General features: G+C 66.9%; 18 protein-coding genes and 1 pseudogene. 11 read left to right on the plus strand and 8 right to left on the minus strand.

What is annotated here, in order from left to right; all coding sequences use genetic code 11:
* Positions 1-301: 301 nt before the first annotated feature.
* On the minus strand, positions 302-2,479 hold the full coding sequence (locus tag AB0C34_RS06260) for a hypothetical protein (protein ID WP_357067962.1): 2,178 nt from the start codon (positions 2,477-2,479) through the stop codon (positions 302-304).
* A 1,388-nt stretch (positions 2,480-3,867) separates the two neighbouring features.
* On the opposite strand from AB0C34_RS06260, the pseudogene AB0C34_RS06265 reads away from it, so the two are divergent.
* Both AB0C34_RS06265 and AB0C34_RS06270 read left to right on the plus strand, forming a co-directional pair.
* Positions 3,868-5,000 (plus strand): annotated as a pseudogene (locus AB0C34_RS06265) (IS701 family transposase).
* Positions 5,001-5,184: 184 nt separating this feature from the next.
* A complete protein-coding gene (locus AB0C34_RS06270; protein WP_357067964.1) occupies positions 5,185-5,526 on the plus strand; it encodes a hypothetical protein in 342 nt (113 codons plus the stop codon).
* 239 nt (positions 5,527-5,765) lie between these two features.
* On the opposite strand, the gene AB0C34_RS06275 is transcribed toward AB0C34_RS06270, so the two are convergent.
* The gene (locus tag AB0C34_RS06275; protein WP_357067966.1) at positions 5,766-10,511 is read right to left on the minus strand and encodes a cation-translocating P-type ATPase; all 4,746 of its coding nucleotides are present in this window, start codon (positions 10,509-10,511) and stop codon (positions 5,766-5,768) included.
* 382 nt (positions 10,512-10,893) lie between these two features.
* Between AB0C34_RS06275 and AB0C34_RS06280 the strand changes: the two genes are divergently transcribed.
* Both AB0C34_RS06280 and AB0C34_RS06285 read left to right on the plus strand, forming a co-directional pair.
* A complete protein-coding gene (locus AB0C34_RS06280) occupies positions 10,894-11,304 on the plus strand; it encodes a hypothetical protein (protein WP_357067968.1) in 411 nt (136 codons plus the stop codon).
* On the plus strand, positions 11,301-11,501 hold the full coding sequence (locus tag AB0C34_RS06285; protein WP_357067970.1) for a DUF6186 family protein: 201 nt from the start codon (positions 11,301-11,303) through the stop codon (positions 11,499-11,501). The genes AB0C34_RS06280 and AB0C34_RS06285 overlap by 4 nt, the downstream gene beginning before the upstream one ends.
* A gap of 21 nt (positions 11,502-11,522) precedes the next feature.
* Here AB0C34_RS06285 and AB0C34_RS06290 read toward each other — a convergent pair whose 3' ends face one another.
* Together AB0C34_RS06290 and AB0C34_RS06295 are read right to left on the minus strand one after the other, a co-directional pair.
* Complete coding sequence (locus AB0C34_RS06290) at positions 11,523-13,805, minus strand: glycosyl hydrolase family 65 protein (protein WP_357067972.1); 2,283 nt, start codon at positions 13,803-13,805, stop codon at positions 11,523-11,525.
* Between the two features lie 212 nt (positions 13,806-14,017).
* Positions 14,018-14,680, minus strand: a complete 663-nt coding sequence (locus AB0C34_RS06295) for a TetR family transcriptional regulator (RefSeq protein WP_357067973.1) — start codon at positions 14,678-14,680, stop codon at positions 14,018-14,020.
* Positions 14,681-14,784: 104 nt separating this feature from the next.
* Here AB0C34_RS06295 and AB0C34_RS06300 point away from each other — a divergent pair, with 104 nt between their 5' ends.
* The 4 genes from AB0C34_RS06300 to AB0C34_RS06315 are packed head-to-tail and all read left to right on the plus strand — an operon-like array spanning position 14,785 to position 19,164.
* Positions 14,785-15,660 carry a metal-dependent hydrolase gene (locus tag AB0C34_RS06300; protein ID WP_357067975.1) on the plus strand — a complete coding sequence of 292 codons (876 nt, stop codon included), beginning with the start codon at positions 14,785-14,787 and terminating at the stop codon, positions 15,658-15,660.
* Positions 15,657-16,727 carry a PDR/VanB family oxidoreductase gene (locus AB0C34_RS06305; RefSeq protein WP_357067977.1) on the plus strand — a complete coding sequence of 357 codons (1,071 nt, stop codon included), beginning with the start codon at positions 15,657-15,659 and terminating at the stop codon, positions 16,725-16,727. The genes AB0C34_RS06300 and AB0C34_RS06305 overlap by 4 nt, the downstream gene beginning before the upstream one ends.
* A 38-nt stretch (positions 16,728-16,765) precedes the next feature.
* Positions 16,766-18,238, plus strand: coding sequence for an NAD(P)/FAD-dependent oxidoreductase (locus tag AB0C34_RS06310; protein ID WP_357067979.1), 1,473 nt, complete (start codon positions 16,766-16,768; stop codon positions 18,236-18,238).
* 5 nt (positions 18,239-18,243) lie between these two features.
* Positions 18,244-19,164, plus strand: coding sequence for a short-chain dehydrogenase/reductase (locus tag AB0C34_RS06315; RefSeq protein WP_357068536.1), 921 nt, complete (start codon positions 18,244-18,246; stop codon positions 19,162-19,164).
* 225 nt (positions 19,165-19,389) lie between these two features.
* Here AB0C34_RS06315 and AB0C34_RS06320 read toward each other — a convergent pair whose 3' ends face one another.
* Positions 19,390-20,187, minus strand: a complete 798-nt coding sequence (locus AB0C34_RS06320) for a putative protein N(5)-glutamine methyltransferase (RefSeq protein WP_357067981.1) — start codon at positions 20,185-20,187, stop codon at positions 19,390-19,392.
* 114 nt (positions 20,188-20,301) lie between these two features.
* Positions 20,302-21,174 (minus strand): YdcF family protein, encoded by an 873-nt coding sequence (locus AB0C34_RS06325; protein WP_357067982.1) that lies wholly within the window; start codon positions 21,172-21,174, stop codon positions 20,302-20,304.
* 208 nt (positions 21,175-21,382) lie between these two features.
* Between AB0C34_RS06325 and AB0C34_RS06330 the strand changes: the two genes are divergently transcribed.
* Complete coding sequence (locus AB0C34_RS06330; RefSeq protein WP_357067984.1) at positions 21,383-22,237, plus strand: bifunctional 5,10-methylenetetrahydrofolate dehydrogenase/5,10-methenyltetrahydrofolate cyclohydrolase; 855 nt, start codon at positions 21,383-21,385, stop codon at positions 22,235-22,237.
* 83 nt (positions 22,238-22,320) lie between these two features.
* Here the strand turns inward: AB0C34_RS06330 and AB0C34_RS06335 are convergent, their stop codons facing one another.
* Positions 22,321-23,064, minus strand: coding sequence for a hypothetical protein (locus AB0C34_RS06335; protein ID WP_357067986.1), 744 nt, complete (start codon positions 23,062-23,064; stop codon positions 22,321-22,323).
* A 10-nt stretch (positions 23,065-23,074) separates the two neighbouring features.
* Positions 23,075-23,455: a hypothetical protein gene (locus AB0C34_RS06340; RefSeq protein WP_357067988.1), complete on the minus strand. Its 381-nt coding sequence runs from the start codon at positions 23,453-23,455 to the stop codon at positions 23,075-23,077.
* Between the two features lie 156 nt (positions 23,456-23,611).
* Here AB0C34_RS06340 and AB0C34_RS06345 point away from each other — a divergent pair, with 156 nt between their 5' ends.
* Both AB0C34_RS06345 and AB0C34_RS06350 read left to right on the plus strand, forming a co-directional pair.
* Positions 23,612-23,695 carry an HTH domain-containing protein gene (locus AB0C34_RS06345; protein WP_357068538.1) on the plus strand — a complete coding sequence of 28 codons (84 nt, stop codon included), beginning with the start codon at positions 23,612-23,614 and terminating at the stop codon, positions 23,693-23,695.
* A 216-nt stretch (positions 23,696-23,911) separates the two neighbouring features.
* Positions 23,912-24,115 carry a cold-shock protein gene (locus AB0C34_RS06350; protein ID WP_357067990.1) on the plus strand — a complete coding sequence of 68 codons (204 nt, stop codon included), beginning with the start codon at positions 23,912-23,914 and terminating at the stop codon, positions 24,113-24,115.
* Positions 24,116-24,353: the final 238 nt, after the last annotated feature.

Here is a 24,353-nt window from a genome sequence, read left to right on the forward strand (position 1 = left end):
AGTCGGCCGCCGACAGGAGCGGGCTGATCGACTCGAGAGCGGTGCCGGGGACTACGCAGCTCCGAATCATCGCCTTCTTCGGACGTCGGTGTCGGTGCCCGCCCAATCGGCGACCCGGTGGGAAGGCGCGGTCATCGATCGCCCCAGGAGCGCATGCCGGATGCTTGCCTCCATGGGTGGATCTTCTGGTAGATACCGATAGTCGTCGGTCCGGCGCGCCATAGGTCGTCACGCGGTGTGCGAGGTCTGCTGGCTGACCGTTGAGTCTCTGCCGTGGCGGTATCAGCGGGCTGGATAGGTTTCAGGGTCGCGGTGGCGCATTCCATGGGGTCCTGTTGACGCCGGCCGCCCAGAGGTCGGTGTACTGGGCGGCGCTGACCTCGGCTTGGACCGCTCTCCACCGGGTGGGATCGGCCGGCGCCTGCATCAAACTTTCAACGGCCCCCGCAGATCTTCGCGCGTGTTCGGTCCCGATATATGCCATCATGCGGCCGCCGCTTGCGAGTTCAACGTCCTTTCCTTCGGTCGCCGATTTTCTTATCTTGTGTAGTTCTTCCATTGTGGGATCCACGATATAACTGTGGACTCGGTTCCGCTCCGCATCCGTGAGGCCGGGAATGACCTTTTCCCCGTTGGCTTCTCGAAACTTCAGCGCAAACCCCTCGAGTGCTGCGCGACCGGCTGGCGAATGGCCCTCGGTCTCGGCGAGTCGCAACGCCGTGACAAGTCTGCCGACGGGCTTGGAGAGAAGAGTTTCGTCCTCGGCGTCTCGCAGGACCCTCGCATGGAGCCGGATGGCTGTGTAAACCTGATCTCTGTCGGTGAATCCGGCAGCGACGAGGGCGGCGCCAGCATTATTGAGACTTCCGCCCATTTCGAGCACGCCGTGAACGGCAGCGGCGGCACCTCGGACAGTGCCTATGCCGCCGCCTCGTTTGCCTGCATAGGCGGCAGCGGCCCCGAGTTGGTCCCGGTCCCTGAGCATTGCTAGCTCGGATCGGTACCTCAGCCGCGAGTCGGGGTCGAAAGGTGATTTGCGCCCGATAAGTAGACTCACTATCGGGCTCGAATTCAGGGTGCTCACTGTGGCGAGGTTGGAGAGTAGTGCGGCGGGGAGGGAGTTTTTGGCACCTCCCGAACCCATCCCCGGACTACCGCCGCCACCGCCGGATCCGGACGGGCCCTGCACGGCCGAGGCGACTCGGTTGGCCGCCCAGTTGTTGCCGCTGGACAGGCTGTCGGCCAGGCGTCGCAGCTGGATGATAGCCCCGAGCATCACTATCCCGGCGAGGACGAATACCGTCATGACCTGGTTTCGGGCCGCATAAAAAATATCGCCCAGGAAAAGGCAGTAACCACCGAGAAACACGGTGTAGCCAGCCATCCTCCCTGCGGACATCCAAGTATCGACAATATTGCGGACCAGGAATGTCTGTGTGGGCCCGTAGATGAATCCGCCCGCGGCGAAACCGAGAATCGCCATGATGGCGTGATAGATGGAGTTCAACGCGCTCCATACGATCTTGCAACCCAGGTAGGTTCCGAAGAGCAAGACGATGGTTCCGAAGATCAGCAGAAGCAGCCCCGTGGTGACCTGGCCGAAACCGGGATCGGTGGCCTTGGCGTAGGCGAACGAGTCGCCGCAGGCTTTCATCGCTTCCACGACGCGCGCATCGTCACCCGTCCGGACCGTCGCCGACCAGGCCGCGCGGCAACGGGGCGACTCATCCACCACATGACCGAAATTCCATACCTGCAAGGGTCGCCGGACGAAATTGTCGGCGAGAGTTCCCTGGATACCCGACACCACGGTGCGGGGATTAGGGTTGGCGTCGCCGTTGAGTCCCGCGGCGATCGAGACGCCGACGTCGCGGCCTTGGGCCAAAAGGCCATGCGAAGAAAGTACCTCGGCCAGTGGATCCGCCAGATATGTCGGTCCGAGTACCGCCACGCCTACCATGGTTGTCACCTGGATCGCCGCCTTGGCGTGATGGCCACGCACCACGAACCACGCGACAAAGAACGCGCCGACCGCTGCCGCTACCGTCAACACCATGGGGGTGGCCACCTGATCGGCCAGCCGGTCGGCGGCGCCGGTCCATGCTCGGCCGAAGACGTCGAGCCATTGAAACGTCAGCGCATAGCTGATCACCCAGAGCGCAAGCACCACGATCGCCATGTATCCCGCGAACTCCACACCGAGCACCAATGCGAGCGTCGTCTTATACGGGTTCAGAACGTTGCCGTGATCGGTGACGAACATATAGTTGGCCAAGGGGACTCCCGAGGAATCCCGAATCTCCATCCAACTGAGCCCGTCGATCGCGGACGGTCCCGCCACAACCGTGTTGTTCTGTGCGGTAGCGACCGACCCGGCGATGCCTGGGATCACCAGCAGGACAGCGACGACGATCAGAAACCACACGATCCTGCGCCGCCGGGGTGTGGCATCGACCCAGTCACCACACCGTCTTGCCATCGTCCGCGGTCGCCACCGCGCGGGATCCCAGAACGCCGACGCCGACCGGGATCGTCGACCTCCCGATTCGATACTTGTCGTCATCGAAGATCGCCGAACCCGTTGGCACAAGCGCACGACGGCAGTGCGAACCGCAACATTGAAATGCGGCCCGGGCTGCGATGATCCGACTCGGACCGCATCGGATGTGGATGTAAGTGATTGTGCTGCGCAGTGTGTGGACGGTTACCGAACTGGCGCCGATGTTGGGTGCGGATGTGTAGTACGTCCTCGAAGCGTTGGTGCCGAACCTGATCAGCCGAGGTCGCGGGGCTGAATCGAGTATTGACAGCAGGAAATCCGAGCACGGCACGACGGTTCCACGGCGGCGCAGTCGGGGTAATGGGGGATATGCCTACGGTGGGCCGTCCATTTGGCAGGACAGGTTTCGTCGACGCGGGTATCCAGCCATAAAATATGTTGTCGGTCGGTTCGAGTCGACAAGTGCCTCGTGAACAATGGTCGGTCACTTCGGCGCCGTACGCAGGGCCACTGCGGCCCGGGTCTGTTCGCAGCGAATCGAAGTGGTGCGATCGCTGTAGTCATCGATTCTCCGAGTACGTCGAACCACGGCTGATGGAACGCTGGTCGAGGCCGGCGCGTTGGGTCCGCAGGTCAGGCCTGGACGCTGTGCGAAAAGTCCGTAAGCGAACAACTCTGGCCTTGTTCCGGAAACCAGCCGCCTACCGTCCGGCTACGCGCGGGAGGTCGACTGTGTCGGTGGGGGTTCTTTGCCCACGGAATGCTGATTCGCATATCCGACCCGGGCTGCGGTGTCGGCACCTGGCACACCGCGCACCGGCAAGACCGTCATGGCGGCGGTGACTCGTATCGCAATCGGCGCTTCGACGTACGGCGAAGACAAGCAGATGACCGATTGGATGCGCACAGATCCGTTCCAGGACTTCATAAACCAGACAATCCGCCAATCTGGGCTCGAGGAGAATGCCCAGCTGTTAGCTGGGTCGATCCGCTAGATGGTGACCTTGTGGAGGCTCGATGGCGGCGATCGGCGAATGGAACGCGAGATTTCCTTCGGGCTGATTGTCGAAGCCATCGATCACAGGTTCTGGTCGCTCGACTCCCGGATCGTCGTAGATTTGGGTCCGGATCGGATGGCCGAACTGGCTGTGGTGTTCCGTCGTTGTTCGGACGGCAGGCAGTTCGCGAGCCGATTGGAAGTGGAGCGCTTCGAGTTTCATCGCACGCGCGCGCCACGTTCGATCAGTTCGCGTCGCGCAGGCCGATGGTGTTGGCCCTCGATGACGTGCATTGGACCGACCCGGCTTCGATAGAGCTGTTAGTACTGCAACGGCACCTGTGCGAGTCTGTGCTGGTAGATCTGATGTGTGGTGTTGGATCATTTTGTGGCCGAGTTGGATTCGCTGATGTCTCGGATCGCGGGCAGGTTCGCGCGTTCGGAACCGCGGGCGCGGGTGTGTGAGTATGTGACGGGGCTGTTGGCGGGCTTGGAACGCAAGAACGGGTGGACGCTTGCCGAACGTGCTGGTGAGGGCTGCCCGGATGGGATGCAGCGGCTGCTGCGCAAGGCGGATTGGGATGTCGATGCGGTCCGTGACGATGTGCGTGACTATGTGGTCGAACATCTCGGCGATCCCGAAGGTGTTCTGGTTGGCGACGAGACCGGATTTCTGAAGAAGGGCACCAATCCGCTGGGGTGCAAAGGCAGTACTCCGGCACCGCCGGACGTACCGAGAACCGCCAGATCGGGGTGTTTCTGGCGTACGCGTCGAAGCACGGGCACGCCCTGATCGACCGGGAACTCTACATCCCGCAATCGTGGACCGACGATCGTGAGCGTTGCCGCGACGCCGGGACCGGCGACGAGGTGGAGTTCGCCACCAAGGCGCGGCAGATGATCACCATGCTCGAGCGGGCACTGGCCGCACAGGTGTCGTTCGCGTGGTTCACCGCCGACGAGGTGCATGGGCAGGCCGGCTACCTGCGGGACTGGCTGGAAGACCACGACGTGTCGTATGTGATGGCCACCCGCTGTGACCACCTGTTGACCACCCGCGCCGACCGCACTGCCCGCGCCGACGAGCTGATCGCCGAACTCGGCGCGGGCAAGTGGCAGCGGATGTCGGTCGGCGCCGGCGCGCATGGGCCCCGCGAATACGACTGGATACGGCGACTGATCGACGGTACCTGGGCGCGCGGGCGTGGGCACTGGCTGCTGGCTCGCCGCTCGATCAGCGACCCGACCGAAATCGCCTACTACGTCTGCTACGGCCCGGCCCGCTCCCGGCTGGTCGATCTCGCGTGGGTCGCCGGGTCCCGCTGGCATGTGGAGGAGGCGTTTCAGCAGGCCAAGGGGGAGGCCGGGTTGGATCACTACCAGATCCGCACCTGGTGTGCCTGGTATGCCCACATCACCTTGTCCATGCTCGCGCTAGCGTGGCTGGCAGCGTCGAAAACCCTTGCTACAAAAGGGGAAACAACGCCAGCGGCGAGGGCATGATCGCTCTCACGTTACCGGAGATCCGCCGCTTGCTGGTCGCGTTCGTGCTCACCCCGTTGCATGCCGCCGATCACATCTGGGCCTGGTCGACCTGGCGACGACGACGCCAACATCAAGCCCGCCTCAGCCACTACCGGCGACGAGGATATCCACTCACGTAGACCATGTAGGAGAGAATCGGGCCATGGGTATCGACCTACAATTGCACAACAGCCGCCCACAGTGGCCCGGTCGACGTTCGAGGCGCAAGCCGACTTTGGTCCGTCAGTCCCATGAGCACGGCGCCGCGCTGGCAAAGTTGATCGCCGAACTCCCCACCAACACCTCAGGCAAGCTCTGGACGGTCGACCCATACAACAACACGGTTTTCAACGAGCAAGAAGCCGCGGCTGCGCTCCGCGAGATCCCAGATCTTCTGGACCGCTGCACCGACAACTCTCACGCCGAAGCGATCTGCGACCTCGCCGCCTACCTGAACGACTGCGCCACGACACCCGGCAGCTACCTGGTTTTCGTCGGAGACTAGCCACACCACACAGGTGCCGTCGCAGTATTAGGCCACCTGCTCAGGCGTCTGGTGCCACACATGGTGCTGGCGTCGCGAGTTCATCACATCGCGCACTCGGCGGTCGTCGGCGATTATGACGCTGTCGGGCTCCTGACCGAGCCTTCATGCTCGGCGCAATGTTCGCGCCGAGCACTCAATAATCGCTCTGCAGAGTGGAACCGGGCAAGGTTTCGCGTCCGGCAGACTGCGAGGGGCGGCTATTCGGTCAGCCACCGAGGGAGGAACACCGAGGCTACGACGGTGGTCGTGGTGGCGGCGATCACTCCGCTCCAGGCCACCGGCCCCAGGGGCGTGCAGCCGAAGAAATGGCTGATGCCCGGCGTCTGGACGATGCCGACCAAGACGACAGCGCTGCCGACGGCGGTAGCGATGACCAGCGGACTGCGGTGGCGGGTGAGCAGTGTTTGCGCCAGTTGGGTGCCGACCAGCGCTGTCAGGCCCATGGTTGTGGACCGGCGTCGGGTCCCTGGGGTCCAGCAGCCGATCAGCCAGGCGATGGTCGCGGCGGTGGCGGTGACGGCGCCCCGGTTGATGATGGCCTGCACCAGAGGGCGGTCCAGGGAGGGGACCGCCTCGGTGAGCACGGCGTGCCGGTGGGCGCGGTGTGCGGCGTCGAGTTCCTCGTCGGTGACAGCGGCCGCTTCCTCGGGGGACCGACGCTGCGGGGTCACCGCGACGGCGAGGGCGGGAAACATATCGGTGAGCAGATTGACCAGCAGCAGTTGCCGGGTACCGATCGGTGCGCGGCCACCGAACGCGGTGCCGAGGATGGTGAAGGCGACTTCGCCGGCATTACCGCCGAGCAGCATCACCAGCGCGTCACGCACGCTGCCCCACATGTTCCGGCCCTCCACGAGGGCGTCGAGTAGCACCGTGAGGTCATCGTCGGTCAGTACCAGGTCCGCGGCGCCTCGCGCTGCGGAAGAACCGCGGCTGGTGACCCCGATCCCGACATCGGCCATCCGGATCGCGGCGGCGTCGTTTGCGCCGTCGCCGACCATCGCGATGACCCCGCCGGCGTGTTGCAGGGCGGAGACCACTTGCACCTTCTGCTCCGGGCTGACCCGGGCGAATACCTGTGCGCCGGCGACCAACTCGGCCCGGGAGTCCTCGTCGAGGGCAGCGAGTTCGGCTCCGGTGACGACCCGGATATCGTCGGCGAAGCCGAGCCGGTGGGCGATGGCACGGGCCGTGACCGGATGGTCGCCGGTGATCAGCGCGACTTTGTGGTCGGCGGCGAGGAGTTGCTCGAGCAGCGGACGCGCCGACGGCCGTGGCGTGTCGGCCAGACCGAGGAATCCGAGCAACTCCAGTTCCGACGCGGCGTCGTCGACCACGTCGGTGTCCGTGTCGTCGGCCAGATCGGCTTCCGCGACACGGTGGGCGACCGCCAGCACCCGCAGGCCCTGCTCGGCAAGGCCGTGCACGAGGGCTTCGGCCCGGTCTCGGTCCACGCTCTGGTGCACGAACCGGCAGCGGGCCAAGACCACCTCGGGGGCGCCTTTGACCACCAGCAACTGCCGTGGTGTTCCGGTCCCGTTCGGTTGCGGCACTCCGACAGCAGCCGCGTAACCGCGTCCGGATTCGAAAGGCATCGCTGCCATCACATCCCAGTTCGCCGCAGCGGCGGGTACCGCGGCGACCGCGGTGAGAATCGCTTCGTCGGTCGCATGGGCATGTCCCTGGTCGGTACCCGGACATGGGCAGGTGCGGCCTGCTGCCTGCAAGACGGCCACGATGTCCGGGGCGTCCAGACTCTGGACGGGATCGTTCGGGTCCTGATGCGCGGTAGCGGCCGCGACGACGCGCAGACGGTTCTCGGTCAGGGTCCCGGTCTTGTCGAAGCACACTGTATCGATGCGGCCCAGGGCCTCGAGGGTGCGAGGGGTACGCACCAGCACACCTCGTCCGGACAAGCGTCTAGCCGCGGCGAGCTGGCCGACGGTCGCCACGAGCGGAAGCCCCTCCGGGACCGCGGCCACGGCGATCGCGACCCCATCCGCGACGGCATCGCGCAGCGGGCGGCGTCGGAGTAGGGAAAGGCCGGTCACCACGCCGCCGCCGACGAGGGTCAGCGGCAGTACGGTCGCGGTGAGTTCGCGCAATCGGGCTGCCACCCCGGCGGGCGCTGCGACCTGCGCTACGGACGAGATCGCGCGGTGGGCTGCGGTGCTGGTACCGGTCGCCACGACGATCGCCCGGGCGCTGCCCGCGATGATGGTCGAGCCCTCGAAGATCATGCTCGATCGGTCGGCCGGATCGGTGACGGGGACCGGCTCTACCTGTTTGTCGACCGGCACCGACTCGCCGGTCAGGGACGACTCGTCGACCTCGAGGTCGGTGGCCACCAGCAACCGAGCATCGGCGGGAACCACTTCCGGGGCGCGTAGGTCGATGACGTCACCTGGGCGTAGCCGAGTGGCGGGCACCGTCACGGTGGGTTCGGCAGTGCGGGCGAAGGCCAGCCGGCGCCGCGTATTGGCGATCACCGGTATCACGACGCGGCGGGCGACCTGGCGCTGCTCGGCGAACAACTCCGCGGCCGCGTTGTCTGCCCGCACCCGCTGCCCACCTCCGACCAGGGCGTTTCCCGCCATCACCCCGGTCACCAGCAGCGCATCGACGCTGCTGCCCAGAATCGCCGATGCCGCTGCGCCGACCGCCAACACGGGGGTCAGCGGGTCACTCAACTCGCTACGAGTCGCGGCTGCCAACCGGGCAAAATCACGCGCCGGCCCCCGCAGCGGGGCCAGCAGCGCACTGTCGGACAGGTCGTCGAGCCGCCGACGCCAGGCCGGGGTAGCCGGGGCGGGCGCCGCCAGCGGCTGCCGCCCACCGGTGAGGCGCTGGTAGACGATCTCGGGGTCGAGCGCGTGCCACGCCGTCAACGGTTGTGGGTCCGGATCAGGTCGACGCAGCACCGACCGCGCGGTGAGCGTCCCGGAGAGCAGAGCGGCGGCGCCAGCCGCGTTGACTGGACTGAGCCAGCGGCCCAACCCCATCCGGCGTCGACTGCCGGTCTCTCCGGTCACCAGAAGCAGACCAGCCAAGGTGCTGCCGGCTTTCGCCAAACGCACCGCTGCCGCACTGGCTCGGCGGGCTGCGGGCAGGGCCGACAAGACCCGCACTGCGGCATTCAGGTCGGTCTCGGTGATGATGTCCGCGGTCCACGGTGCGGCGGCCTTCGGATCATCGAGGGCGACACCGACATCGGCGACGGCGAGGGCCGCCAAAGTGTCGGCCGAGGCGAAGTCGGGATGCAAGGCGGTGATCAGCATGACCGGGCCGCGATCGGTGCGCAGCCTGCGTACGACCTCGAGCAGCGCGGTGCCCGCCGGATAGCTGGCTGTCACCCCGGCGGCGAGTTCGTCCGTCCCGGCGACGTGACGCAACACCACCCGTGTCCCGGTTCGCTGCGCGGTCTGCATCAACGCGACCGCGTACGGGTCGAGTTCCCACCCCACCGCGACCGTGCCGACGAGTTGCCCGCCGACCATGAGGTCCGCATCCTCGATCCCCTGCGCTGGTGCGCCGGATGAGCCCTGACGGTTGTGCCACCGCAGCCGTGCGCCGGTGGCGAGCTGTTCGTCCCGGTCGGACTCTGGGGCTCTCTCGCCATGGAGCAGAGCGTCGGCGACCTGGTAGACGCGGTCGTCGTCCCAGCGTGCCGTGGTCGTGCGGGCGCGTAGCACCGTGCGCGCGTCTCCACGCAATGCCGCACCGTCTATGACTACGACGCGCACCCGATCGAGCCGGCGCAGCGCGCTTGGATCCAGGACCAACAGTCCGGCGCGGGCCAGGCCGCGACCCAACGCCGCGGCGAACGCTTCCCGTCCCAGATGTGCGGCCTTCGGCACTCCGGCGAGCACGGCCTCGGCCACGTCCTGCGCACGTCCGCCGGCGAGCAGGGCTCCCGCCGCGGCCACCAGCGAACCGTTCGCGGCCTGGTCTGCGTAGTCTTCGACCATACCGCCGACGGCCGCCTTCGCCGCGTCGACGGCGACATCGACCGCGGCGTCGACCACGACATGGGAGATCTCACCCGCCGCCGCAGTCGCCCAACTGTGTCGTGGCGCATCGGCGTCGGAGACCACGGACGAGCGGATCGGCGCCATCGGGGCCTGCGGCCGCGTGGGGACGGCAAGGACCGGCTCGCGCAGTGCCCACGTCCGTCGGTGCGCCAACGCTTCGGACACCTGGGCGACCCGTTGCGTGAAATCCAGCAGCGGCGATCCCGGTGCGTGACCGAGCCCATGGGTGGCCGCCGTCGCGGTGTTGAGCAGGAAGTCGGTGGCCACCCTACCCAGGTGTTCCTCGAGCATGGCCACCACGCGCGGCTGATGATTGATCACTGCGGCCGCGGCGCGGGCGGCTTGGGGCACAGCGGGCACTCGCGCCAGCACACCCGCGACCGACCCCACGACCGCCGCCACATCCATCGCGCCCGCCACCAGCGGAACCAATAGTGCCAACCGATCGCCGGGGTCGGCGACCGGCCGCGACCGCGGTTGCACCGTGACGTCGGTGTCCGCGGCCTCGGCGGCGACCCGACGAACAGGCGACCAGATCTCCTCCACTCGGACGTGCTCCGCGCGGTCGACCACCAGTCGACCTAGGGCGTTCTCCACATGCACCGCAGCTACTCCCGGCACCGCGGCCACCGCCGCCTCCACCACCGCGGCGTGTTGCGCCCACATCGACAACGGCAACGCCGAACCCAGATCGAGGTGCAAGCGACGCCCCTTCGACCACGCGACCGATGGCCCGCCCCCGGCGCCGCGGGCGCTCGCCACCACACCGACCACATCACGACCCACGGTGACAACCGGGCCCATCAATACCTGCGCCGCGCCCACAGCCGTCTCCGCTGCCGAGGTGCCGGCCCGCAATGCCACCGAACCCACAACCCATATCAGCCCGTTCACCGTCGCCACACCTATCACGAGCGCTCCTTCACATCGCGGACCACCACAACGGCACATGATGGCAACCCATTCTCTACCGCAATCTTTCCGCAAACTTTCAGAGTGGCGGTTTAGTCCGTGTAATGTCAGCAATTCGGTCGGCGATGTACGAAATTTTCCTGTACTAGACAGCTTGGAGCAACCGGGTGGGCCTCGGAAGGGAGGTCGACCATCGAGGGCGCTGCCAAGCTTGTTGTCGATGCGCGGCAGCGGATATGCGCTGGACCGGTACGAACCGTCGTCGCCGGACAGCTATCGAACGGCGTCTCCGCCCGTGTGCCAGGAATCCGCCGCACCCGATAGTCGAAATTGCTGATGGCACCTGGTCCGATCCGGCCGCGTGGTGTTTTATCCTGCGAATGTGACAGGGGAGCCGGCGCAACGGGCACGTCGATTCCAGTGGCGCTTGGTGGTGGTCATCAGTGTCCTGGTGGCGGCGGGCGGGGCCGCGACCCGATCGTTCTCCTGGTCGGCGAACGTGTTGGTGGCGGTTCCGGTGATCGCGATCCTGGTGCTGGCGTGGCGTGTGACACCCCAGCACACGCCGCGCACGGCCCGACTGCGCCGCGGCGTGTCCGTCTGGTCGGCGCTCATCGTCGCAGCGACGGCGTGGGAGGCGTATGCGTTCGTGCGACAACCAGATTGGACACAACGCAGCGTCGAACACCCCACATTGTCCACGCTGCTGGATCCGGCACTCGAATACTGGCCGGTGCGGTTCGTCGGATGGCTGGTGTGGCTGGGGATCGGCTGGTGGCTGGTGTCGCGATGAGTGATCGTGCTGTCGTCATCGTCGGGTTTGTGTTGATGCTGCTGGCTGGACTCGGCGTCGTCGTGTTCGCCCGCGCGCGTCGAGAACTGGTCGCGTCGCTGGGGGAGACGATGGCCTACCTGACCCGGACCCGAGCGGCGAGAATTGCCGCCGTACTGGTTTGGGCATGGCTCGGCTGGCACTTCCTGGCACGATAGCGCCGCGCACCCCTGCGGGTGTCACGGGCAAGCGCTCCTGGTCGGCAGCGTCAGCGGTACCCCCGGGCGGATGGTCGTCGGGCCACCGGGAGTCTCGACACTAACCGGATCACCCGCGGTGACCTCGACCGTCGTGCCTTCGGGTCGAATCCGCAAGGTCAGTTTGCTATCGCGTACCGCGAGGTCGCGCACCGTCATACCGTTGGGAAACCCGCTGGGCAGCATCGGGTCCAGCCGGGGACCCGTCTCGGTCCACCGAAGCCCGCTCGGACCGTAGAGCAAACCCTGAAGGAATCCGCCCGCGCCCGTGACGAAGATCCACGCCGGTTGACCGACCGTGTTGGCACCCGACCGCTCGCCACGTGCCTCGGACTGGAACCGATACGGCGGCCGGACATATGGCTGCACCGACTGGTCCAGAAACTGCTGGGTGCGGCAGGGGTCGTACTTCGCGCTGAGGATGGCGCCGACACTGTTGCTCATATTGGGGCCGTCGGGATCGGTGCGATCGAAGTAGTACACCAGGGTCGCCTCGGGCGAATAGCCCGGAGCCGTATAGGAATACGGGTAACTGATCAGCACCGTGTCGGCCTGCTTGATCTTCGCCCCCTGATACCCGAGATACTCGGCGGGCACCCCGGGCACGATATCCGGCGGCATCGCCATGTTGGCGGCGATATCGGCCCACCGTGGATTCTCGGGCAGTCCGGCCAGCCGGGCGGCCGACATCGCGGTGCGCATCGTCGCCATCACTCCGGCGTTGGTGAGTGCGCTGTCCACCGAAAACGTGACGTATTCGTCAGCGCCCGCCGCGGGCGCGTAGTGGTAGCGGCCGTCTGGCAGCTTCGGGCCGATTCGTGCGACCTGGTAGTTCGCGATGGCGGTGATCACCGGAGCGCCGCTGTCGCGCAACCATTGCTCGTCGCCGGTGGCCGAGTAGTACTGCCATTGCGCGAGCACGATTTCATTCCCCAGATGTTCCTGGACCAGTCCGCAGACCCCCGGTGACGCGCACCGCTGTGTCGGTCCGTCGTTCCAGGGATACAGCGCGCCGGCCAGTCCGTAGGCGCGTGCGTTCGCCTCGGCTTGCGGTAGCGCCGCGACGCGGAAATCGACTACGGTGCGGGCCAATTCGGGATAGAGCGCGAGCAGGGTGGGGAAGATCCAGGTCTCGGCGTCCCAATAGGTCAGGCCGCCATAGTCGTCCGAGGACAACCCGGCGGGCTGCACGGACCAGCGCTGTCCGGCCCGGACGCTGGACAGTACCGAATACAGTGCGGGCCGGATCCAGTCCCGATAGTCGTCGCGGCCGGGGATCTCGATAGCGGGCTCCCACAGGCGATCCCAGGCCGCGGCGTGCTCGGCGTGCGTCGCGGCGAAACCATGTGCCGCACCGGAGTCGGAGATCTCGGTGGCGATCGCGCGCGGGTCCGCACCATCCGCGTTCGAGGCGATTCCCACGTACTTGGTGACCGTGTAGCTGCGGCCCGCCGCGACAGTGCCGTCGAATCGTGTACCGGCCGTGAGTCCGTTCGCGGGTAGCGCGATGCCATTCAGCTCATCGGGGGTGGTGACCGTGGATACGAGGAAGGCGGCGCTGTCGGTGCCGTCGGCGCGCATGCCAACCGTGATCTGTTTCCGGTCCGGGTCGGCGTCCGCCGTCGTAGCGGTGACTCGACGCGCCGCGGCGCCGTCGATCAGATCGGTGACCGTCAGCGGTCCCGAGAAGCGCGGGGTGATGGAGAGCTGCTGGACCGCGAGGTTCGGTTGCGCCCGGGACACGAAGGTCCGGTAGGTCAGATCCAGTCGGTGTTCCGCGTCGGGCGCCCAGGTGGCCTCGGTGGTTGCGGTGGCATCGCGGTAGTTCAGGCGCTGGCGGTACTGCGTGAGCGTGGCCGGGTCGACGTCGGCCTGGTAGGTCCGGCCCGCGACGTCGAGGGTCAAGCCCGACCACGCGGGGAGCGCGGCGATCACCTCGGTGTTGTTCAACGACCCGGACTGCCTGGCATAGAAGCCGGCGAGATATGTTCCGGTGTAACGCGGTTCCAGCAGCGGGAACGAGGTGCGCACCAAGGTGCCGTAATCGTGATATCCGCCGCCGCTCGGTGGAATCATCGCGCCGATGCGCCCATTGCCCAGATACGGGGCGGCGCGGAAGTTCTCGGGCTCGAACGTCTCCGAGACTGCCGACCAGTCGTCTCCGTCCGTCTCCTCGTCCTGCGCGACCGCTACCGCGGATATTCCGGGCAACGGGACAAGCGCACAGGTCAACAGCACCGCACCGAAACTCGACACGAGTCGCATCGGGCCGACAGTACTAGCGGTCTCCGCGAGCCCACCGCAACGACACGGGCGCCGCAGCGGGCCTACTACTCATGTACGCGGCGACCCGATGCGCCTGTGGAGCGCCGAGGCACAGCGCGATAGGCGACGACGAAGTCGCGGGCCGAGGCCCTCGGCGTTCGCGCCGTGCGTTGGTCGCGGGCGCCGCGGTCCGTTCCGGTATGGACGAACAACTAGGCCTCGGTGTGGGCCGTCGAGCGCGCCGTGGCGATCCGTTCGATGACATGCGCGGCGTGCTCGTCGAAACGTTCGCGCGGAATCGCGATTGCGCCGTCCAGCCAGGGGCGGTAGAGGTAGGCCAGCGCGCCGAAGATAGCGCTGGCGTTGAGCGCGTTGTCGAAGTCGTCTGGTGGCGGGTCGGCATAGTCGCCCGCGCCGACGATCATGGCGATCGGCCCGGTGAACAAACCGATGAGTTCGCCTGCGCGCGGCATCAGCACCGGCGTGGCCTGTGATTCCACGAACATGATCCGGCCGCGGCGGCGGTCCGCCAGCAGATAGTCGGTGAAGACTCCCACCATGTGGCGGAACATCGCGCCTCGTTCGGCCGGCGCGCCGGGCAGTTCTGCGAGCAGTTGGTCGCGCGCGCCGAGGACGACGGTGTCCAGCACGGTGGTCAGCAAGGCGTCCAGGTTGGAAAAGCTCTCGTAGAAGTAGCGCTCGGTCAGCCCCGCCTGTCTGCACACGCCGCGCATCGAGGTCTCGGCGGCACCGACGGTAGCCATCAACTCTGTGCACGCGTCGATCAACTGTTCCCGACGCGCGGCTACCCGGTCGGCGGGAGAGCGTCCGCGCCAGCGACGCATACCCGGAATCGACCCGTCCGCTTCGACCATGGCGTCATCCTCTCATAGCAACCGAATTGACATCATGTGATGTTGACAGCAGTTGATGTCACCAATAGATTGCGAGAACGCTGATCAAAGATGAGGGGTGCGATATGAGATCTGCCGCTTATACCGACCAGACACACGCGATCAACGCGCGCGCGGTGGACTTCGACTTCGCCACGGTGCCGATGCATTACATCCCCGGTGAAGCGATGGCCACGCACATCATCGATGTCATGCACCTGGTGCTACCGGAAGGCGAGCGCGCGATGGCGCAGGCGCTGGCCGAGGCGCTACCCCTGATCGAGGACGAGCGGCTACGCGAGGAGGTCCGTGGCTTCATCGGCCAGGAGTCCATGCACGCGAGTTCGCACGAGAAAGCGCGCCAGCAGTTGGAGCGACTCGGTCTCGACGTCGGTCCGATGGTCGAGCGCGTCGCGTGGCTGATCGACCGGCTGCTCGGCGACCACGGGTTGTCGGGCCGGGCCAAGCACGAGTGGCTGTGCGAGCGGCTGGCGCTGTTCGCCGGAATGGAGCACTACACCGCCGTGATCGGCGAATGGCTGCTGACCAACGACAAGCTGGAAGCCAAGGGCATGCATCCGGCGATGCTCGATCTGATCCGCTGGCACGGCGCCGAAGAGGTCGAACACCGCAGTGTGGTCTACGACGCTTACATGTACGTCGACGGCGGCTATGCGCGGAGGGCGCGCCAGGCGCTGATCGCCAGTTCCGGCTTGCTCGCGCTGTTCGTCATCTCGGGCGGCTACCTGTTCCACAAGGATCCGTCCAGGAACAAGGGGCGGTTATGGCCGCTACAGTTGGCCAGCGCGTCGGCCCGCGGGGTGGTGCCCAGCTTCACCACCTTTCTCACGGAGATTCCGCGCTACCTGCGGCCGGGCTTCCACCCGTCACAACTCGGCACGAAAGACAATGCGCTGCGTTACCTCGCGCAATCGCCTGCGGCACGGGCGGCGGGCGCATGACGGCCATCGGCGGGCAGTTTCAGCCCGGGGCCGCGCTGCGATTGATCGGCTCGGCGGTCGACGTGTACAAGCGGATCTTCGTCGAAGGTGATACCGCGCAGTTGCTTTCGCGACCGCATCCGGTGCGGCACTCCGGCTACGACTACGAGGTTGTCGTCGAGCAAATCGAACAGGAGGCCGACCGGGTGGTCAGTCTGCGATTGCGCGATCCGGACGGCGCGATGCTCCCGGCCTGGACGCCTGGCGCACATCTCGACGTCTTCCTGCCCTCCGGTCGCCAGCGGCAGTACTCACTCACCGGCGACCCCGCCGACCGCCGGTCCTACCGGATCGCGGTGCGCCTCATCGTCGGCGGTGGGGGCGGATCCGTGGAGATCCATCGCCGACTTCGGGTGGGTGATCGCCTGCGCGTGCGCGGGCCGCGCAACGCCTTCCCGTTCGTCGAAGCATCGTGCTATGTGTTCGTCGCGGGCGGTATCGGGATCACGCCGATCCTGCCCATGGTCGCCGCGGCCGAGCGTGCCGGAGTGCCGTGGCGGCTGATGTATCTGGGCCGCACCAGGGCGCGAATGCCCTTTCTCTACGAACTCGCCCAGTTCACCGGCGGTGATGTGGTGGTGCGCCCGGACGACGAGTTCGGCCACCCGGACCCCCGGATGATCTTCGAGCAGACGCCGACCGGCGCCGCGGTGTACGTCTGCGGCCCGCCTCCGCTGGCCGAGGCTGCGCGCACGGTGCTCGCCGTGCACGACCCGACGGTCTCGCTGCACACCGAGCGATTCTCGCCTTTGCCCGTGCGTCGTGGCGAGCCGTTCCGTATCCGGCTGCACCGCAGCGGATTCGACGTGGAAGTCGCGGCCGACGAATCCGCCCTGACAGCTATCCGTCGGGTGCTGCCCGACGTTGCGTACTCCTGTCAGCAGGGCTTCTGCGGCACCTGCAAGGTCGGTGTGCGCGTGGGCGCGGTGGAGCACCGGGACCGGCTGCTGCGCGCCACCGAACGTGAGCACTCGATGCTCACCTGTGTATCCCGCGCGTGCGGCGGCGAACTAGAACTGGATCTGTGAGTTCGGCGGGCAGCGGGGCCCGTGGGTGAGAGGAAGACATGATGGTGGCAGCGGATCCGGAACACGTCCCGATCCTGGTGATCGGGGCGGGGATCGCCGGGGTGGGGCTCGCGGTGTCGCTGCGCGACGCGGGAATCGACGATTTCGCGGTGCTGGAGCGCGCCGCCGATCTCGGCGGGACCTGGCGGGCGAACACCTACCCCGGCTGCGCCTGCGACGTGCCGTCGCAGCTGTACTCGTACTCGTTCGCGCCCAACCCGAACTGGTCGCGCACCTATGGCACCCAACCGGAGATCCTGGCTTATCTCCAGTCGGTGGCACGACACCACGATGTCGTGCGGCACATGCGTTTCGGCACCGAGCTGTTGTCGGCCCGATGGGACGACACGGGAAGTCGGTGGCGGATAACCACCACCCGCGGCGAACTGACCGCCGATGTGGTGGTGTCGGCGGTGGGACCGTTCAGTGAGGCGCAGATCCCGCAGCTACCCGGTGCGGAGACGTTCGAAGGGGCGCAGTTCCATTCGCTGCACTGGGATCACGAACACGATCTGACCGGCGACCGGGTCGCGGTGATCGGCACCGGCGCTTCGGCAGTGCAGTTCATTCCGGAGATCCAGCCGACGGTGAAACGTCTGACCGTGTTCCAGCGTTCGGCGCCGTGGATCGTTTCGCGGCTGGATCGGCGCACGCTGGCCGCCGAACGAGCGCTGCTGCGCCGTATCCCGATGCTCGGCAAGGCGATTCGCGGTCTCTACTACACGGGCATCGAAGGTTTCGGCCTGGTCGGATTCGTAGACAAGCGTTTCCGACACCCCTATGAAGCGCTGGCGAAACTCCAGCTGCTACGCCAGGTTCGTGACCCGACGCTACGCCGCAAGCTCACCCCCGACTATGTGATCGGCTGCAAGCGCGCGATCTTCTCCGACGCCTACTACCCGGCCCTGACCAAGCCCAACGTCGACGTGGTCACCGCCGGCATTCAGGAGATCCGCGCCCACTCGATCGTCACCACCGACGGTACCGAGTACGAGGTGGACACAATCATCTATGGCACCGGATTCGGCGTGCCCCCCGCGATTTTCGACCGCGTGTACGGCACTGACGGACGATCGATCGGGGATCGTTACCGGCAACGACCGAGCAGCTACCTCGGTGCGACGCTCGCGGGGTTTCCGAACTTTTTCTGCACGCTCGGGCCGTTCGGGGCAGCGGGCAATCAGTCCGCGATCTATATGATCGAGGCCCAGGTGCGCTATATCGTCGATGCTGTGCGCACCATGCGTGCGCGGAATATCCGCCGGATCGACGTGCGCGAAGAGGTCCAGCGGACTTTCCTGAACGAGGTGGCCGAACGCAGTCGTGACACCGCCTGGCTCACCGGCGGGTGCCGTAGCTATTACCAGACCGCCGACGGCGGCAACGCCGGGCTGTATCCGAACTGGAGTTTCGAATACCGGCGGCGGACAAGCCGATTCGATCCGGAGTCCTACGAGGTGCGGGTACGGTGAGCATCATGGTCCTCGGCGTACTGCGCGACCTGCTGCTCCTGCCCGCTCAATCGGACATGGAACTATTGGACGTCCGAGATCGTGTAGTCGTGATCACCGGCGCGGGTACCGGAATCGGGCGTGCGCTTGCCGAAAAGCTCTACGCCACCGGTGCTTCGGTGGCCTTGATCGATATCGATGAGGCCGCCGCCGCGGCGGTGGGCCGCTCGATGGGGGAGCGTGCGCTTGTCGTGCGCGCGGACGTGTCCGATCGAATCGGTATGCGCGAAGCGATGTCCAGGGTGCGTCAGCGCTTCGGCCGGATCGACGTGGTCGTGGCCAACGCGGGCGTGGTGCCCGAGCCGGCGACGATCCGGACGATGAACCCCGCCGATTTCGACCGGGTCATCGGAATCAACGTGACCGGCGTGTTCAATACCGTGCATCCGGCACTGGATGACGTGATCACCGCCAAGGGACATGTCGTGGTGGTCTCCTCGGCCGCGGCGTTCGCGCCAGGTATGGGGGGTTCGCCCTACATGGTGAGCAAAGCCGCGGTGGAGCAATTCGGGCGGGCGCTGCGCGTCGAACTGGCCGCGGTCGGTGCTACCGCGGGGGTCGCGTATTTCGGCATCGTCGAGACCGCGATGACGCACGGCACGCTCGACCAGGACGAACTCGGCGCCGACCTGGGCGCGCTGCTGCCCTGGCCGCTGAATCTGCGGATCACTGCGCGCGACGCGGCGGAATCCATCGCGCAGGGCATCGCGCGCCGCGCGCCGCGCACTATCGCGCCGCCGCAGTGGGAGCCCTATGCCCTGTTCCGTGGCGCGATCAACGTGGTGCTGGACAGTCGGCTCGCGCGCGACCCGCGGGTGCACGCCTTGATCCAACGTGTCGAGCAGCGGATCGTCGAGAATCGTCCGATCAGCCCGGTGCCGCGCTGATTCGCGCGGCTCAGGGGCGTCAGGAAGGTGTGGCGGTCGGCCCGGGAAGATCCCTGGCAAGCGCAGCGTCTTCGCCGGCCGGCTCGGGTGCGCGTGTGGTCGGGCAGCGCTGGGATACCTGGATGTCGAGAGCACGGAGTGGATGCTCGAGGTCGCACGCTCGTGCCCGGCACTACCCCCAGCCGTGGTGTCGGTGGGGGTGAAGCGGCGCCGCACAACCGTGGCCTAGTCGCGGGTGCCGATCACGACGGTGGCGAAGTAGTCGTCGGACTGGACGACGCGGCCCGCGAGTCCGCGCTCGGCCAGAACCGATATCGCCGCGGGCCCCTGCGCTTCGCTGGTTTCGATCAGCAGGTGGCCGCCGGGGGCGAGCCAGGATGCGGCGGCGTCGGCCACGCGGCGGAAGATGTCCAGGCCGTCGGATCCGCCGTCGAGGGCGGTGCGCGGTTCGTGATCGCGGGCTTCCGGCGGCATCTGCGCGATCCCCGCAGAGGGAACATAGGGGGTGTTGCACAGCAGGATGTCGATGCATCCGCGCAGGTCCACCGGCAGGGCTTCGAAGAGATCGCCCTCGTAGACCGGGGCGCCGAGCGGGGTGAGATTGCGGCGAGCACAGTCGACCGCGACCGGATCGATATCGGCGGCGGCCAACGTCACCTGGCGGGACTCGTCCCTGAGAATCGTCATCAGTGCCAGCCCCAATGCGCCTGACCCGCAACACAGGTCGACGACCACCGGGTGGCCGGTCCTCGAGCGGATCAGGTCGGCCGCCTCGTCGACGAGAAACGTGGTCCGTTGCCGCGGCACGAAGACACCGGGGGCCACCATGACCCGGAGCCCATGGAATTCGGCCCAACCGAGCAGATGCTCCAGCGGGGTCCCGGAAACGCGCTGGGCGATCAGCACCTCCAGCGGGGTGCCGGTCTCCGCGGCGGCGGCGATCAGCAGCCGCGCCTCGTCTTCTGCGAACACGCAGCCCGCCGAGCGCAGTTGAGCGACCACATCGGTACTTCGCGCTGACATCACTGGCACATCCTGCCGTGCGGTCGCGTGATTGGCCACCAGTTTTCGGAGCGCGCCCGACGGCGGGGATCCGTGCCCGCCAAGGTGCTCGGGCGGGTGCGGATCCCCGGTCGGTCAGTATGCGGTGCTGAGCTGGAAGGTGCGCGTGGCGTCGAGGTAGATGCCATGTTGGGCCTGCTTGGCAGGCGGCGGTAGTTGGGAGACCAGCTGTTCGAGCGAGGTCATCGCGCCCACGACATGGGTGCCGGCGACGATGAAATCGGCGACGGCGCGCCGGATATGGTTGGGCGAGGTGACCACGACCGCGCTCGTGGCACCCACGTCGCGCAGCATCCTGGTGCTGAACACGGCGTTCTGCACGGTCGATCCGGCGCGGGATTCCACACTGATCCGCGACTGCGGCACGCCATGGGCGACCAGCCAGTGACGCATCGCTTCGGCCTCGGTGATGCCGTTCTGCGGGTTGCCGCCGGTGACGACGATGGGCGAGAGCGGAGCGGCGATCGATTGCAGCCAGGCGGCAGTGAGCCGGTTCTCCAGTTCGGGGCGCAGCGATCCGTCCGGGAGCAGGCCGTAGCCGAGGACGACGATGCCGGTCTGCGGCCCGACCAGCGCGGGCAGTGGATTCGGCAGGGTGCCGACCGCGGCGCGGACAGCGCCGAGGACGTTGTGGGTGCCCCGCGCCATGGCCGGATCGACGACGTTGAGCCGCGCGAGGGCGTCGGCGAGTGCGGGCAGGTCGCCTGCGTAGTCGGACCAGATCGCCTGCAGGGCGAGCGCTTCGGCGTGACCGGGGTCGGCGCCGATCAGGGTTCGCAGGTCGGCACGGCCCGCGGCGTCGTCACCGTTGGTGAAGTTGCGCAGGGCGGAGTTCAGGAGGACGTCGGTGTTCGGCGCGGCGTACGCGGGAACACCGGCCAGAGCGGTGAGAGAGAATGCCGCGAACGAGGTCGCGACGAGAAGTTTCCAATGCCTCGAGATCTTCACTACAGTCGACACCTTCCGCCGATCAACGGGTTGGCACGCGCTGGCAGTTAGCCGTGGGCAAACAACGATGACGATACTGTGGTCATCACCGATTTCGGGTGATTGCTGGGCGGGTTACGCAGCCGAGTTTCCGGCGTGCGGACCCATCGGCAAGATGGAGAGGGCGCGCGCACACCCCGTCGCGGCGGCCGGGCTAGGGTGTGTCAACGTGGATACCGTTTCGCTGTCTGGCAAGGAACTCGCCGCCGCTATCAATGCCGATACCAAGGCCCGCGCCGCCGCGCTCGGCGACAGCCGCGCCGCGCCGCGCCTGGCCCTGGTCGTGGCGAACGACGACCCGGCTAGCGCCTGGTACGTCAACTCGCTGCGTAAGGCCGCCGAGCGACTTGGAATCGCCTGCGATACTGTCGATCTCGGAGCGGATGCGAGCGCCGATGCGATCCGCGCCGAGCTCGCCGCGCGCGGGGCGGATGCTGCCACCGACGCGATCATGCTGCAGACCCCACTTCCTGCGGGCATCACCCTCGACGACGTGAGCTCCGCGATCGTCGCGAGCAAGGACGTCGACGGGGTGAGCCCGCTGTCGCTCGGTCTGCTTGCCGCCGGACTCGATGGTTTCGTCCCCGCCACCTCCGAGGCTGTGGTCGAGCTGCTGAAACAGCACGAAATCCCACTCTCCGGCCGCCATGTCGCGGTCGTCGGCCGCTCGAATATCGTCGGAAAACCGCTCGCGCAGTTGCTGCTCGCCGAGGACGCCACCGTGACGGTGTGCCATTCGCGCACCGCGGACCTGGCTGCTGTCACCGCTGCCGCCGACATCGTGGTCGCCGCGGCGGGCCGGATCGGCCTGGTGTCCGGTGAACACGTCCGTGACGGCGCGGTGGTCATCGATGTGGGCACCAACGAGGCGCCCGATGGCAAGATCGTCGGCGATGTCGACGCAGACTCGGTGCGCGGCAAGGCCGCGGGACTCAGCCCGGTCCCGGGCGGAGTCGGCCCCGTGACGACAGCCCTGCTGATGCGTCACGTGGTCGTGGCCGCGGAGAACGCGCGCAACAACTGAGTGACGGTGCCACAGGCTCTATTCCGCCCCGTGAGCAGCGGTGCGTCCGCACCGTACTCGGCCGAAGTTCGTGCGGTCGCGGCTCAACCGCGGCTGATGGCACTGATCAAGGTGCGGTTGCCGTCTGTGGTCGTGGTGACGATCTGCGGGTTGTAGGCGAGCGGGTCGTGGCCGGGACGATGTTCGGTGATGACGACGACGTATTGGCCCGCGAAGGCGCCGGGGGTGATCGCCAGACAGTGGGTTGTACCGGCGGGGATCGAGTCGATGCCTTGTTGGATGGCGTCGGCGGTGGGGACGGCGGCGGTCGCGGTGGCGGCAGCGCGGGCTTGCCCGCCGGAGCGAGCGACGTAGTAGGCGTGCTGAAAAGCGAAAATCGCGGCAGGTCCGGAGTCGAAGCCGCCCACGCCGTTGCCTTGGATCCGGTTGCCGACCCGTTCGGCGGCGCATTGGGTGGCGGGCGTTGCCGTAGTCGCGTTCGCCTGGGTCGGTACGGATCCGTCGGCCTGCTGGTCGGCGCCGCCGCCCCAGAAGTGGGTGACGGTGGCGAAGGCGAGTGCGGCCGAGCCGAGCGTCCCGAGCAGTGGCGGCGCCCATCGGCGTTTTGCACGCTGTGGACGGGAGCGATCGATCAGTCCGTCGAATTCGTCCTGGTAGGAAACGAATTCGGGCTCGAACGTCGGCTGTGGTGCGCCCGGCGGCCGGTCGACCCACGTGGACCACTCACCCTGGTACCCCTCGTCGCCCGCCTGCGGCCGACGCGGTCTGGTGAACCGGGAATCCACCCGCTCGTAGCCGGGTCGTCCGCTCACGTCCGGTCGATCCATCGCCCCACCTTCATCGGGTCACACCGTCGAATTGCCCGCACTGTCCGCAGGACGTCCGTCCGGGCGAGTGCGAGACCGCTCCTCGGGAGAATACTGCCCGTTTGGCGAACTCCGTTCCCGCCGTGCCTCGAGTCGCAGTCGGTCGACGAGGTAGCTCACAATGCGTGATCACCGGGTCGCCGAGCCCGGCGCCAAGGGTGACCATCACTACGTCGGCGAGCCTGCCCATCCGGCCCATGTCGAGGCAGGGGGTACGAAGCTGAACTTGCCCACGCAGGGCGTCATCACGACGGAACCAGTCCAGCAGCTGGACCACGTCGGCGGGCGGGCCACCGATCTGATTGGCGCCTGCCCCTTCTGATGGGACATGCGGATATCTTGCCGTACTCATCCTGGTTCTCAGCACCTACTCGGTGTCCCGAAACCGAGGATTCAGTACACATCTCGCGGCGCCGGGCCCCAGAGCAAGGCAAGTCTTCGTCACTTCAGCCAGAATCGAGCGATGCTCGGGTAGGGAAATCAACGCAGTCGGACGCCCGACGAGTCCGTGTCCTCGATCGCACGGCTGCTCGGGGTGTCGCGGACCGCGCTGTACAAGTACATGTCCGACCTCACCGCGAATGGCGGGTGAGTGCGCCTTGCCGCTGGTCGGGCAACCCCCGGCCGGGTCGCCCGGTGATTGTCGGCCGGGCCTGGGATTGCTGAAGAGCGGGCATCTGTGAGGTGGGGGGCCCGGCGTGCGTTGCCTCACTCTCTGGGTGGGGTGGCCGGGTCTGTGGCATGCTGACAGGTGAGCACGGGTTGTTGAAATGATCGCTCGGCTCGCAACAGGAAGTAAATCAAAAGTATGTCGCAAGGCAGTGTGAAGTGGTTTAACGGCGAAAAGGGCTTCGGGTTCATCGCGCAAGACGATGGCGGTCCCGATGTTTTCGTCCACTACTCCGAGATTTCCGGCTCCGGGTTCAAGTCCCTCGACGAGGGACAGCGTGTCGAGTTCGAGATCGGGCAGGGTCAGAAGGGCCCGCAGGCTCAGAGCGTCCGCGCCATCTAGGAGCTGACCAACAACGAAACCCGCGCCGGTGGCGCGGGTTTCTTGCTTTTCCGGGGTCGGCCACGGCCGCGGCTATCGAGTGTTTGTCCGCTTCATACCGGTTGGTCCGCAGGGCCTGGAGGGGCTGAGCAGTCAGCCCTCTCCAGCCTTGCTCGATCGGCCCGGTCGAGCCTGCAAGAGCGATCGGCCTACCGCGCTGCGGGATCGGCTCGGTCCACTCCGCGACGCGCAGTGGGTG

Source organism: Nocardia sp. NPDC049220 (genome assembly GCF_040647855.1).
Taxonomy (GTDB): domain Bacteria; phylum Actinomycetota; class Actinomycetes; order Mycobacteriales; family Mycobacteriaceae; genus Nocardia.

What these genes read in the sequence shown, in the direction of transcription:
- AB0C34_RS06335 (WP_357067986.1), bottom strand. Translation starts at nt 23,064, where the DNA reads ATGGATCGACCGGACGTGAGCGGACGACCCGGCTACGAGCGGGTGGAT.
- AB0C34_RS06320 (WP_357067981.1), bottom strand. Translation starts at nt 20,187, where the DNA reads ATGTCAGCGCGAAGTACCGATGTGGTCGCTCAACTGCGCTCGGCGGGC.
- AB0C34_RS06340 (WP_357067988.1), bottom strand. Translation starts at nt 23,455, where the DNA reads ATGAGTACGGCAAGATATCCGCATGTCCCATCAGAAGGGGCAGGCGCC.
- AB0C34_RS06305 (WP_357067977.1), top strand. Translation starts at nt 15,657, where the DNA reads ATGACGGCCATCGGCGGGCAGTTTCAGCCCGGGGCCGCGCTGCGATTG.
- AB0C34_RS06295 (WP_357067973.1), bottom strand. Translation starts at nt 14,680, where the DNA reads ATGGTCGAAGCGGACGGGTCGATTCCGGGTATGCGTCGCTGGCGCGGA.
- AB0C34_RS06260 (WP_357067962.1), bottom strand. Translation starts at nt 2,479, where the DNA reads ATGGCAAGACGGTGTGGTGACTGGGTCGATGCCACACCCCGGCGGCGC.
- AB0C34_RS06350 (WP_357067990.1), top strand. Translation starts at nt 23,912, where the DNA reads ATGTCGCAAGGCAGTGTGAAGTGGTTTAACGGCGAAAAGGGCTTCGGG.
- AB0C34_RS06285 (WP_357067970.1), top strand. Translation starts at nt 11,301, where the DNA reads ATGAGTGATCGTGCTGTCGTCATCGTCGGGTTTGTGTTGATGCTGCTG.
- AB0C34_RS06300 (WP_357067975.1), top strand. Translation starts at nt 14,785, where the DNA reads ATGAGATCTGCCGCTTATACCGACCAGACACACGCGATCAACGCGCGC.
- AB0C34_RS06310 (WP_357067979.1), top strand. Translation starts at nt 16,766, where the DNA reads ATGATGGTGGCAGCGGATCCGGAACACGTCCCGATCCTGGTGATCGGG.
- AB0C34_RS06270 (WP_357067964.1), top strand. Translation starts at nt 5,185, where the DNA reads ATGGGTATCGACCTACAATTGCACAACAGCCGCCCACAGTGGCCCGGT.
- AB0C34_RS06315 (WP_357068536.1), top strand. Translation starts at nt 18,244, where the DNA reads ATGGTCCTCGGCGTACTGCGCGACCTGCTGCTCCTGCCCGCTCAATCG.
- AB0C34_RS06290 (WP_357067972.1), bottom strand. Translation starts at nt 13,805, where the DNA reads ATGCGACTCGTGTCGAGTTTCGGTGCGGTGCTGTTGACCTGTGCGCTT.